Source organism: Alterinioella sp. B-7 (assembly GCF_056857775.1).
On sequence record NZ_JBSXNT010000025.1, the window covers coordinates 138,995 to 149,698 of the forward strand.

A 10,704-nucleotide genomic window follows, 5' to 3' on the forward strand; every position below is an offset into this window, starting at 1 on the left:
CTTTCAGGCGATGAGCGGCAGGTTCTGCCCGAAGATCACTGCAGCGGGCCACATCCGGTCGTAAGCCGTCTCGAATGCGGCATCTATCGCCCCGACCTCATCCTCCGCGTCGATGCGCCAATGCGGGACGTCGATCGCATCCAGAACCGGCTCCAGGATGCGGACGACCCGGCGCGACGAGTGCATTGGATCGGGCGTGAAACCCGCTATCTCGCGTCCGAACTGACCGATGAACAGAACCAGCGGCATCCCCGCATCCAGGCCGATGGCCCGCAGCGCATTGAGCCCGGCATAGAGACCCTGGTTCTGGATCACCACGACAGCGCGCTTGCCGCCGATATGCAGACCGACACCGGCAGTAATGGCCTCGTCCTCGGTGCAGAACGGGACCACTGCGATCTCACTATCTGACACAACGGCCTGATGAAGCCCGATCTGAATCCAGTCCGGAACCGTGACCACGTGAGTCACCTGGTTCTGTTTCATTCTTGATAGGATTGCCTCGCCCGTGGGCATCATCATGTCAGCCCTCCCTGTCCGAAAAAGATGGTGTCGTGATCGACGGTTGGCACAGACTATCGCATATGTCGGAAAGGCATTGTCACCTGGCCGACAATAGGGCGTTCGGTCCTGGGCCCGAGAACTCGCAGACTTCACCCAAACCACGCATTGTCCGAAAGATCGTCACACGACTGAGGAAGTTCGACAGAGCCAGTTTGGGCTCTAGGGCTCAAGGGATGTCACTTGAGAGCAATGGACCAGCTTCCTCGCTTCGCTCGTCGCTGGACGCTGGTTTCTTCCATCATCAGCAAGGCAGAATCTGTATACTGAAATACACGAGCATCACGCAGCCGGATCGGCCCGTGCAGAGTTTCTTTAGCTAGGTGGATGTTGGCTAGACCGAGCGTCGCTGCGGCCCTCCAATCGGCTACCTATATTGACTGAAATTCACGGCTGAGGACAAATTGCCCGTAGCGCCCATGTTGCTGAAATTCCTTCGTAATATACCACGGCCACGGGCCCGAATCAAGGGCTTTACACTCGGCAGTTCCACTTGGAACTAGGTCAATCCAGATCCTCTCTACTGTTGCAGTAAGGTGTGCGTAGGCACTCGCTCTGCGGCCAGTGCCCACATCCCGGTCAACGGAAACCAGCATGTGCCAATGTGGATTGACATGCAGCTTTTCTGGAAAGGCAATCCACACCAAGCGTTCGTCAGGCCTCTTCGTCCATAGGGGACCATTCAACTCACGGTTCACTCGAGCATCCCATTCCTTCAACTTCTGGCGCATTACTTCATACGACCATGTCTTATGGTTTGTTCCAAGAGTCACGGCATGGGAAAAAGGGAACTCAGATAGCCGATCAACCCACGCCCTGCGCATTCTGGATATCTCGGTCACTTGTGTTTCCATCATCAATCTCGACATTCTTCGCATACGCGACCCAATCTCTGGAGGAGCCTGTGTTTAAAAGTGCGCGCAGGCTTCGGTTTTCCTAAGCCCGCGTGGAGAGAGTCATCACTCAAGATTGCTTATAGCGCGTCCTGAGCGTAATGCAGAAAATCCCACTCGACACCGCGCGTTCCCATGGCCAGTCCGAGATTAACCGGCAGCTTCTTGTCAGTGGGGACAGGCAGAATTGACCCGGAAAACATGGTGGGACCTGAATGCACCCCCATCGAGCAAGCGCGGTTTTCCTAGGACTTCCGTGGGATCCGGGGTCCCGTCGGTTCATAGATCGACGGGGACGTCGCCATTCCTCGACTGGTTTTCCTCGCGCTGCGCTTGGTGGACCAGAAGTTCGACGGAGCCACTTCGGACGGAACGCGCGCGTCCACATGGTATCCGCTGGACTCTTGTTCACCTGTCGGAGGGCACGCGGAACCGTGATGCCGCTTCGGCCATCAGGACACCCGCCTCGATGCAGTCGATGACCGGAATGCGGTGGCGGTCCGCCAGAATTCGCGCCTTTCCCGTCAGGCCGCCGGAGCCGAGAATGATGGCGCCGGCACCGTCTGCGTCACGCGCTTGCCGGATCGTCTGGTCGAGCAACCAGTCACTGTCCGCGTCGTCGGACGCGGCGGCAGCGACGCTGATGCCGGCAGCGCGCACGGTGCATTGCTTTGCGGCTCCCAGGGTCTCCAGCAGGCCGCATATCCCCGGCACCATGGTGTCGACCGTGGTGACGATCGCAAATCGTTTTGCAAGCATGCGCGCAAAGCTGACCGAGGCTTCGACCGTGTTTACGATCGGCGCCGTCAGAATGCGCCTTCCCTCCTTGATGGCAATGTCGTCGAAGCAGGCCATCACATAGGCGTCGAAGCCCGGGCTCTGGGAAAGAAGCTTGATCGCCTCGGGCTCAGCATTCCTGCGATCCTCGGGCGTTTCGATGGATCGCGGACTGTCCGCAGGGTTCACGGCCACGGCAATGCAGCCGTTGCCGATCACGCCGTTGGCGGATCTCTGGACCCGCGCCGTAACATCTGGGTTACCGTTCGGATTAACAACCAAGATGCGGCGCGGCGCGGGCCCGCGAGTTATTGCCTCAATGTTCATGTGTCAGCGGCCTGCGGCCATGTCGGGCAACAACATCGCGATGCCGGGCACTAGGATAAGAAGTGCCGCGAAGATGATCATGATCACGACAAACGGCACTGATCCCCAGATGACATCGTTGAAGCTGCCGCCTCCCTTTCGGACGCCCTGCACAACGAACAGGTTCATGCCGACCGGCGGAGTGATTAGGCCGATTTCGCACATCACCACGACGAAGACGCCGAACCAGATCGGGTCCACGCCGAGGGCCGTGACCATCGGGACTGCGATCGGCACTGTAAGAACCAGCATCGACATGGCATCCATGAACATACCGAGGATGACGTAGAACAGCACAAACAAGAGGAGCAGCGCCGTCTGACTAAGGCCAAGGCCGGTCACCCAGCGCGTCACGGCCTGGGTGCCGCCGGTCATCGACAGGGTGACGTTGAGCAGGAGCGCGCAGACGATAACCAAAATGACCATGCCCGAGGTGCGCGCCGACTGAATGAAGCAGGTTTCCAGCAGTTTCCAGTTTAGACGCTTGTTGCGCCAGACGAAGAAGAAAGCGGCCATGACGCCCAGGGCGGCGCTTTCCGTGGGGGTTGCCAGACCGCCATAGATGGACCCCATGACGATGCCAAAAATGATTGCGGGCGGAACCAGATGACGCAGCAATCGGCGCTTTTCGACCGGCGACACGTCGACCCCTGAGCTTTCCCGTCCGGCGTTAGGGTATGCCACCGCGACATAGGCCATAAACAGCAAGGTGAGAATCACGCCCGGCAATACGCCGGCAATGAAGAGTTGTCCGACCGATACATTGGCGAGTGAGCCGTAGACCAGCAGGTTCACGGAAGGCGGAATGAGAATACCTAGGGTGCCGCCCGCCGCGAGAGTGCCGAGTGAGGGGCGCACAGGGTAGTTACGTTCGCCCAGGGCGGGTAAGGCGATAGTGCCCACCGTCGCTGCGGTCGCTACGGAAGACCCTGAGGTTGCCGAGAACAATGCGCAGGTGCCGATGTTGGTGTGCAGCAGGCCGCCGGGCAGGCGACCGAGCCAGACGGCAAGGGCATCGAACATCTTGTCAGCGATTCCGCCACGCAGGAGTAGCTCACCCAGCAGCATGAACAACGGAATTGCAGTCATGACCGGGTTGTTGAGGGTGCCCCAGACGACGCCGCCCATGGATTCGATCAGGGGCATGCCGAAGGCGAGGTAACCGCCGATGCCGCCAACAGATAGGATCGCCACGGCGACCGGCATCGACAGGAACATCAGGACGAGCATGGCGGCAAAGCCCATGCCGATGACGGTGATACTCATGCTCTTTCCTCCAGGTCGCTCAGTTCCGCCGCCAGTTCATCCTCGACCGTGTCCGGGCCGAATTCGCGGAGCAGTCCGTCGACGTCGCGCCGCAGGGCAAGCCAAATCGCGCGTCCGGCCAAGACCAGCGTCGAGAAGGTGAAGACGATCATGGCGATCATCCAGATGGATTGTGGCCAGATCAGTGGTGTCATCCATGGCGTCTGCGCGGTCGAGCCGAACATCTGCGTGTCCTGAACCGTGCGGATGGTGAAGACGACGAGGTAGAGGGATAACGCTGCCAGCGATACCGCCGCGATGAAGTTCAGCACGGCCTTGGCCAGCGGCGGCATCTGCATGTGCAGCAGGTTGATCCGGATATGGCTCTGTTCGACCGCCGCGATGGCAAAGCACAAGGGTGCCCCGATCGCGATGGCATATCCGGAAAGCTCGTCCACCCCGGCGAGTGAATGGTTCAAAACCTTGCGCATGATGGTCTCGACCGAGATGACGACGCAGAGCGCCGTCATCATCAAGCCGAACACGATCGCGCAAACTCGCGAATAGGTTTGCATCGTTGTTCCCTCCCTTCGCGGCCTTTACAGCCCGAGCGCGGCGCCGACCGTGCCCATCCAGTCCGCTTCGCATGTGGCATTGACCGCATTGCATTGCGCGGCCCAGGCAGGAAGCGAGCTACCGACCAGTGCATCTGCGACAGCCGCGAGGTCTTCCTCGGATACGGGGGCGGCGGTCAGATTGTAGGGTGTGCCGTGTTCACAGGGTTCCTGGCCGGTGTTGCAATTCAGGGCGTCCTGGTAGAGTTCCTCGGAATATTCCCAGATGTTGGCGGTCAGGACATCCATGGCTGCCTGCAACTGTTCCTGCTGGCCTGTATCGAGGCCGTTCCAGGTGTCGAGGTTGATAACGTAGCCGTTCATTGCCAGCTGAAGCGCGATCGGCAACACGGTTGTGGTCACTTCGGGCCAGCCGGCGGAATTGGCCGAAGCCGGGCCGGTGATCGCGCAATCGACAACGCCGCGCGCGATTGACTGTTGCACTTCGCCGAAGGGCATTGGAATGCCAACGGCCCCGAACTGCGCCACGAACGCAGCGGCGGACTGATCGCCGACACGGACCTTGAGACCCTCGAGGTCTTGCAGGCCAGTGATCTCAGGCGCGCAAAAGATCACCTGGGGCCCGGCGGGCCAGACGCCCAGGATGCGCGCGTTGAAACGGTCTTCGACCGCAGCATTGACGGTCGGCAAGAAAGCCTCGACATGGGTCCGGCCGCTCTCGTAATCGGGGTTTAGACCGACCAGATCAAGGCCGAGCATCGTGGGTTCGTCACGGCTGACCTGCGGACCACGGAAGGATACGATATCGAACAGCCCGGTGCGCACGACGCGCATGCCGTCGTTGTCAGGGATACCGGCAACATCGACCGGTAAGTAGTCAATGGACACGTCCATCCCCGAATTTTCGGAGAAAGAGTCGAAGAATGGCTGTTCCATTTCCTGCTGTATCAACCCGGATCCGACGGGCTGACCAAGAACCCGCAGCGAATTGGTGTCAGCATAAGCTGCCCCTGCGATGCAGAGTGCGGCTGTTGTGGCGAATATTGTGCGCATGGTCTGATGCTCCTCCTGGTGGGTCTGGATGACGGATCTGTTGGCACGGATCGACACCTAGACATGAAAATATGTTTTCACAGATACACAATATTCAAGTTACTGAGAAAATCAATTTTATTATTTGGCCAGAATTTCGTTGATGTCTGAAACAGGCTTTTCGCGATATTGCCACAGGTTAGCGGAGTCAGAGCTCACCCAGAAGATCGTTGGCCGCCTCGATGGAGGCAAGCCGATCACGGCCTCGATCTTCCGCCGCGTCAATCGTCCGATTCGCGATCAGGTTCATAAGCGCCATCACTCCGACGTGGCTGAACAGCGGACCCGAAGAGGCGGTGATGCAGCGAAAATGCCAGTCCGCACTAGGCTGCAAGGGCTCGCTCTCGTCGGTGATGTAGGCAAGCTTGCACTTCGCGCGTTCTACACCAGCGAGGATGCTGCTCATCTGCGCCACACGGCGGCGAATACCAAACAGAATCACGACATCGTCTGGCTGCAGTCCGGCAAGGTGTTCGCCCATCGTTTGGCCTGGCCCGGGCAGGGCCACGCACTCTTCGATCACCTGCAGGAGCTGCCATTGCAGATATTGAGCCAGCGATGCCCCAACTCGAAAGCCAAACATCCAGACCTTGCGTGCCGACAGAAGCTCTGCCACCAGCCGGTCGATTTCCTCTGAGGTGACGCTCGCCAAGGTGTTCTCGACATTGCGCATGTCGGTTTCCGCGTAGATGCGCGGGTCGTGTGGCGCTGCGACCTTGGCATCGCCCAGGTAAAGCCGGGAGCCGGTGGCCCTTTCCTCCCGTGCGTGACGCCGTGCCTCTTCGTAATTGTCATAGCCGAGGCGGCGCACGAACCGGCTCACGGTCGCGTTCGACACTCCTGCGAGGTCGGCAAGCTCGGACGCCGAATAGCTCGCAAGCTCACCGGGGAAATCACATACGAGCCGTCCGAGTTTCTGTTCGGCGGGGTGCAGGTCCGGCAGAATGCGGCGGACACGGGATAGAAAAGGTCGGTCGGGCATGGCGCCACTCCGCGAAACTAAATTTTCACAGACAGACGTGCCATGAAAACCGCCGCGCCTCAAGACCAGCCATTTCGGGACGTCGCCGGTTTGCCGTCGCGCAAGCCGATATGTGAGCACATAGTGCAGACATTTGAGAGTGCCGGAGCAGTTGTCTTCATGGCGCTTTTCGACGGAGAGCCAATCTGCAGGGTCTCACCGTCGGGCCAAATGGATGATCATGGGTTCTCGGAATTCCCGCCACCACGGGCATGCAGCTGGCGGATTGGCTCCACCGGCATAAACCCTGGTTCAGATTGGTGCAGCAAGGGTGACAGACCGATCCCCCGTCGGTTCAAATCGAGACGATTGAACCTGAGGTGAATGGCGCGCGCCGGTCCCCTCCCGCATATCAGGCCCATCAAATGCGGGGACGCCTTCACAGCGTCCTCGCCGAACCCCAGATCTGCACGAAAGGGATCCAGACATGACACGTATCACAAGACGTCAACGACCGACCTTCGCCTTGACCACGACCTCCTGCGCTGCTGCGGTGGCAATGGTGCTATCGGTCGCAACACCCGGCTTTGCGCAATCCTCCAGCAGCGCCCCGCAATCTGCCCCCGCAAACGCACAACCCGCGCCGAACACGGCGCAGGCGTCCACGTCGTCCTCGGCGAACGCCCAGGCCATGAGCCAGATCGAGATGGTTCAGGTTCGCGGGGAACTGGCTGTCATCGCCGAGCTTGAGGCGCGCGGATACACTATCGTGTCCCGGTCACGCACCCTGCTTGGCCGGGTGCGTCTGGAGGCCGAAGCCGCGACGCATTTGCGGGAGATCGTATTGCACCAGTCGACCGGCGAAATTCTCAGCGATGCCGTGATCCGGGTCTTCGCGGATACCTCCGGCGCTACAAATGCCGGAACCGCTGGTCCAGCCGGGACCGGTTCGATCGGCGGCAATGCCAGCCTGGGCGTTGACGTGGATGTCGATCCTGTCGGTGACGGCATCGGGGCCGACATCGGCGTTGACGGTGGTCTCGGGATCGGGAACTAAGCTCAGATATCAATGTTGATCGGGGCGGGCCCTCTTGCCCGCCCCGGTCACACCGGAGGACGCGCAAACATGCCCCGAAACATCAATGGCTCACTGGTGCTACTGCTCACCATCGCAGTGCAGGTGACCTTTGCAGTCCTCTTCCTCGGGTTCATCGCCTTCGACGTCTCGACCATCTTGACGCAACCGGTAGGCTACAGCGTCCGGGAACTCTTCGAACTGTTCGCCGTCCTGGCTCTGATCCTGAGCATCGCCATCAACATCGTGATGATCCGTCGGCTTCTCAAAAGAGCTGCAGTGGCAGAGCAAGCCCTGATGATCGCGCGCGGTGCATTTCAGACTCTGGCCGAGGCCGAATTCGACCGATGGGAGTTGAGCCGCGCCGAACGGGAAGTTGCCCTGCTTGCCATCAAGGGGTTCTCGAATGCCGAAATTGCCGAAATGACAGGCAAGAGCGAGGGCACCGTCAAATCGCAAAGCGCTGCCGTCTTTCGCAAGGCGGACGTCCAGGGCAGAATTGGCTTGGTGACCCACTTCATGGAGGAGATCGTCGGCGATACACTGGTTCCCGGTCAGGATTGAATGATCCATCCAAAAAGACAGAACTGTTGACGTTCGCCAGCTGATCAAGCGCAACGACACTTCCGGCGGCGCGCATGATGCGGCCGCCGCGACCGTCCTTGGATTGATTGCCGGGTGGTTCGAAAACTACAATGAAAACCACCCGCACTCGGAGCTGAAGATACGCTCACCTCGCGAGTTCATAGCAGCCCATACCGCAACCGCCTGAGTGTCGGGTAAAACGCGGGCAAGGTCACTCCAAGGGATCCGGCGACCTGTCCGTTCCTAGTTCAATGAACGCTTTGCCATTCCTCACATGATGCTTCTCGTGCTTCTCTACGGTAATGGAACGTCGGTTGGACAGAAGCCGTCTCAAGGCATGTGACACTTCGGGGATTCTGATCAAATCCTGAATTACAACGCAAGACGGAGGCGTCGTCCGGCGAGGGTCAAAATAGCATAGCACAGCTGCAGTCGGCACACTGCAAGTGCTGGGAGGCAAGCACTCCAACTCCCGCGCATCCTCCTGCGACCAGAATGATGGCTTCTGCACATCTGCACGCCGGTAACATCGCTGCTGCTCCACGCTTGCTACTGCTGCCTTACATCCAGCAGAGACTCGCCGCTTCGCGGAAACGGTTCATCACCTGTGCAATCCTGAGCGACTTCGGCACGATCCACGATTGGTGGACCGAACCGCATCCATGGCCCGGGTTGACATGATCAACCGGGTGAAAGATGGTGCCGGCACATAACCGGGGGTGCTCCGACAGGAGCTGAGATGCGCGATGAGCGTGAACCCTTCACAGCTGATCTGGATAATGCCAGCGGAGCGAGGTGCTACCATGTTCATAGGCGCGCAAGTGTCGTTGTATCCGATGACGTCCGATTTCGTGGATGTCATTTCTGCAGGGCTCGACGCCCTCTCCCCCTACCATGACGACCTGAGGATCGAGACCGACGATATGTCGACGCTCATGGTCGGCGCGCCGGAGCCGTTGTTCGACGCGATCCGCGATCTGTTCGCGGCTGCCGCCAAGGGCCCTGAGCATGTGACCATGCACGTGACCCTGTCGCGCGGTTGTCCGGGCGAGCCGGACGATCCCAACTGCCGGTGCGACGCGCTGGACCGGGCCCAGGACCAATCCCTGGCGGAACGGCAGCAGCTGGCAGCCCGAGCCGTGAAGGATGCGCCCGATCTGGGGGTCGGCATCGACGTGCAGTTCTCGCTCTACGTGATGGGCACGGGGGGCCATATGGACGAAATCTATGGCTGCATCGGTTTTCTGAAGACCAGCGGCACATTCCTGAAATCGAAGAATTTTTGCACGCGCTTGCGCGGTGACGCAGGGGCGGTGTTCGAGACGCTGCGCCAAACGTTTCTGCGCTTCGGCCCTGCAGAAGGTCACGTCACCATCGACCTGACGGCGTCGGCCAACAGCCCGAGCCTCGGCTGAGATTGCGGCAAGCGGGGGCGCTGCCTGTCCGCGATCCGGTGCGTCATGGTGTATTTGCGATATATATCTCCGGCCTTCGTGCTGATCTCCGTCTTTCTCGGCGGGTGGGAAGGCTACGTGTCCCTGACGGATGCCTCTTCCCTGGTGCTTCCCGCGCCGAGCGACGTCATGAACGGCCTGTGGGTCGAGCGATCCGAGATCGGGCGGCACGCACTGGCGACGCTCGGCGTCGCAGGCGTGGGGTTCAGCCTGTCGGTGATCTTCGCCTTCGCGGTGTCCATCCTGCTTCACTTTTCCGGATGGCTTCGCCGGGGCATGTTGCCGCTTCTCGTCGCCAGCCAGACCGTGCCCATCGTGGCGCTGGCCCCCCTCATGGTGCTCTGGTTCGGTTTCGGGCTGTTGCCGAAGGTGCTGCTGGTGATTCTCGTCACCTTCTTTCCGATGGTTGTCAGCCTGATGTCCGGCTATGCGAGCCTGGCGGGTGCCATTCGTGATCAGCTTGTCTCGATGGGCGCCACACGGTGGGTTGTCTTTCACCGTGCCACGCTGCCTTCGGCCCGGGCGAATTTCTTCGCCGGTCTGCGGATATCGGCGACCTACGCGATTGTGGCAACGATCCTTGCCGAATATGCGGGCGCGCGGCAGGGTCTTGGCATCTACATCCTGTCGGCAAAGAACAACTTTCGGGCGGACTTGGTTCTGTCGGCGGTGGTCGTGTCGGCCTGTCTCACGCTCGCGCTGCTGGCGGTGATCCAGGGCGTCGAGCGCGCGACGAGCCGTCGGTATCGGAGGGTCACCGATGCTTGAGGTGCGAGGCCTCACGATCCGGGCCGGGACCGAGCCGCTGGTCGAGGATCTCGCGCTCGATCTGACCACCGGCGGCCTGACATGTCTGATCGGACCATCGGGGTGCGGCAAGAGCTCGGTCGTCAAATGGCTCGCCGGTGTTCTGGCGCAGGAGTTGGAGGCCCACGGCACGGCGACGGTTGGCGGCAGGATCGCGGCCTTGCCACATCGCGACAGAGGTGGCTTGGTTTGTCTGAACAGTTTCGAGCCGTTTCGTAAGTGGATTTCCCGCTCGGTTATGCCGCGACCGGGATTTGTCGCGGCGTGATGTGATATGCCTGATCGGGTGTCTTCCCGTCCAGCGATGAATGCG

Annotated in this window: 12 protein-coding genes and 1 riboswitch; of the genes, 5 read left to right on the plus strand and 7 right to left on the minus strand. The window is 60.2% G+C overall.

The features are described from left to right. Window positions 1-3: 3 nt before the first annotated feature. From AC13C7_RS06555 to AC13C7_RS06585, 7 genes are all read right to left on the minus strand, one after another. Window positions 4-522, minus strand: a complete 519-nt coding sequence (locus tag AC13C7_RS06555; protein ID WP_446119984.1) for a thiamine pyrophosphate-binding protein — start codon at window positions 520-522, stop codon at window positions 4-6. Window positions 523-1,862: 1,340 nt separating this feature from the next. Further along, window positions 1,863-2,558 (minus strand): aspartate/glutamate racemase family protein, encoded by a 696-nt coding sequence (locus tag AC13C7_RS06560; protein WP_482866965.1) that lies wholly within the window; start codon window positions 2,556-2,558, stop codon window positions 1,863-1,865. A 3-nt stretch (window positions 2,559-2,561) separates the two neighbouring features. Further along, the gene (locus AC13C7_RS06565; RefSeq protein WP_482866966.1) at window positions 2,562-3,863 is read right to left on the minus strand and encodes a TRAP transporter large permease; all 1,302 of its coding nucleotides are present in this window, start codon (window positions 3,861-3,863) and stop codon (window positions 2,562-2,564) included. Beyond that, on the minus strand, window positions 3,860-4,417 hold the full coding sequence (locus AC13C7_RS06570) for a TRAP transporter small permease subunit (RefSeq protein ID WP_482866967.1): 558 nt from the start codon (window positions 4,415-4,417) through the stop codon (window positions 3,860-3,862). Before AC13C7_RS06570 ends, AC13C7_RS06565 begins: the two co-directional genes overlap by 4 nt. A gap of 24 nt (window positions 4,418-4,441) precedes the next feature. Beyond that, window positions 4,442-5,470, minus strand: coding sequence for a TRAP transporter substrate-binding protein (locus AC13C7_RS06575; RefSeq protein WP_446119992.1), 1,029 nt, complete (start codon window positions 5,468-5,470; stop codon window positions 4,442-4,444). 187 nt (window positions 5,471-5,657) lie between these two features. Then, on the minus strand, window positions 5,658-6,491 hold the full coding sequence (locus AC13C7_RS06580) for a MurR/RpiR family transcriptional regulator (RefSeq protein WP_482866968.1): 834 nt from the start codon (window positions 6,489-6,491) through the stop codon (window positions 5,658-5,660). 486 nt (window positions 6,492-6,977) lie between these two features. Continuing rightward, entirely contained in the window at window positions 6,978-7,163 is a 186-nt protein-coding gene (locus AC13C7_RS06585; RefSeq protein WP_482866969.1) for a hypothetical protein, read from the minus strand. Between AC13C7_RS06585 and AC13C7_RS06590 the strand changes: the two genes are divergently transcribed. The 5 genes from AC13C7_RS06590 to AC13C7_RS06610 all read left to right on the plus strand — a co-directional run bounded on the left by AC13C7_RS06590 (window position 7,162) and on the right by AC13C7_RS06610 (window position 10,659). Then, window positions 7,162-7,527 carry a hypothetical protein gene (locus tag AC13C7_RS06590; protein WP_474889773.1) on the plus strand — a complete coding sequence of 122 codons (366 nt, stop codon included), beginning with the start codon at window positions 7,162-7,164 and terminating at the stop codon, window positions 7,525-7,527. The genes AC13C7_RS06585 and AC13C7_RS06590 overlap by 2 nt on opposite strands. 69 nt (window positions 7,528-7,596) lie before the next feature. Beyond that, complete coding sequence (locus AC13C7_RS06595; RefSeq protein ID WP_482866970.1) at window positions 7,597-8,109, plus strand: helix-turn-helix transcriptional regulator; 513 nt, start codon at window positions 7,597-7,599, stop codon at window positions 8,107-8,109. A 726-nt stretch (window positions 8,110-8,835) separates the two neighbouring features. Beyond that, window positions 8,836-8,941, plus strand: a riboswitch (TPP riboswitch). Then, on the plus strand, window positions 8,934-9,545 hold the full coding sequence (locus tag AC13C7_RS06600; protein WP_482866971.1) for a YkoF family thiamine/hydroxymethylpyrimidine-binding protein: 612 nt from the start codon (window positions 8,934-8,936) through the stop codon (window positions 9,543-9,545). It overlaps the preceding riboswitch by 8 nt. A gap of 78 nt (window positions 9,546-9,623) precedes the next feature. Continuing rightward, window positions 9,624-10,352, plus strand: coding sequence for an ABC transporter permease (locus tag AC13C7_RS06605; RefSeq protein WP_482866972.1), 729 nt, complete (start codon window positions 9,624-9,626; stop codon window positions 10,350-10,352). Next, window positions 10,345-10,659, plus strand: a complete 315-nt coding sequence (locus tag AC13C7_RS06610) for an ATP-binding cassette domain-containing protein (protein WP_482866973.1) — start codon at window positions 10,345-10,347, stop codon at window positions 10,657-10,659. The genes AC13C7_RS06605 and AC13C7_RS06610 overlap by 8 nt, the downstream gene beginning before the upstream one ends. Window positions 10,660-10,704: the final 45 nt, after the last annotated feature.

Coding starts and splice junctions, on each gene's coding strand:
- AC13C7_RS06610 (WP_482866973.1), top strand. CDS start 10,345: ATGCTTGAGGTGCGAGGCCTCACGATCCGGGCCGGGACCGAGCCGCTG.
- AC13C7_RS06580 (WP_482866968.1), bottom strand. CDS start 6,491: ATGCCCGACCGACCTTTTCTATCCCGTGTCCGCCGCATTCTGCCGGAC.
- AC13C7_RS06555 (WP_446119984.1), bottom strand. CDS start 522: ATGATGATGCCCACGGGCGAGGCAATCCTATCAAGAATGAAACAGAAC.
- AC13C7_RS06565 (WP_482866966.1), bottom strand. CDS start 3,863: ATGAGTATCACCGTCATCGGCATGGGCTTTGCCGCCATGCTCGTCCTG.
- AC13C7_RS06575 (WP_446119992.1), bottom strand. CDS start 5,470: ATGCGCACAATATTCGCCACAACAGCCGCACTCTGCATCGCAGGGGCA.
- AC13C7_RS06600 (WP_482866971.1), top strand. CDS start 8,934: ATGTTCATAGGCGCGCAAGTGTCGTTGTATCCGATGACGTCCGATTTC.
- AC13C7_RS06560 (WP_482866965.1), bottom strand. CDS start 2,558: ATGAACATTGAGGCAATAACTCGCGGGCCCGCGCCGCGCCGCATCTTG.
- AC13C7_RS06595 (WP_482866970.1), top strand. CDS start 7,597: ATGCCCCGAAACATCAATGGCTCACTGGTGCTACTGCTCACCATCGCA.
- AC13C7_RS06585 (WP_482866969.1), bottom strand. CDS start 7,163: ATGGCCTGGGCGTTCGCCGAGGACGACGTGGACGCCTGCGCCGTGTTC.
- AC13C7_RS06570 (WP_482866967.1), bottom strand. CDS start 4,417: ATGCAAACCTATTCGCGAGTTTGCGCGATCGTGTTCGGCTTGATGATG.
- AC13C7_RS06590 (WP_474889773.1), top strand. CDS start 7,162: ATGAGCCAGATCGAGATGGTTCAGGTTCGCGGGGAACTGGCTGTCATC.